At 65.3% G+C, this 418-nt stretch carries 1 protein-coding gene; it reads left to right on the plus strand.

Translation table 11 applies throughout. From position 1 onward, the window contains the following. Positions 1-418 (plus strand): glycosyl hydrolase family 18 protein (locus ACOV8S_RS31430; protein ID WP_448321881.1); only part of this gene is annotated, 418 nt, incomplete at both ends.

The raw sequence follows: 418 nt of genomic DNA on the forward strand, positions 1-418 counted from the left end.
GGGCTACTTCACCAACTGGGGCGTCTACGGGCGCAATTACCACGTGAAGAACATCGTGACCTCCGGCTCCGCGTCGAAGATCACGCACATCAACTACGCCTTCGGCAACGTCCAGGGCGGCAAGTGCACCATCGGCGACTCCTACGCCGACTACGACAAGGCGTACACCGCCGACCAGTCCGTCGACGGCGTCGCCGACACCTGGGACCAGCCGCTGCGCGGCAACTTCAACCAGCTCCGCAAGCTGAAGAAGGCCTACCCGAACATCAAGATCCTCTGGTCCTTCGGCGGCTGGACCTGGTCCGGCGGCTTCGGCCAGGCCGTGCAGAACCCGGCCGCGTTCGCCCAGTCCTGCTACGACCTGATCGAGGACCCGCGCTGGGCCGACGTCTTCGACGGCATCGACCTGGACTGGGAG

It is taken from the genome of Streptomyces sp. CO7, assembly GCF_053474865.1.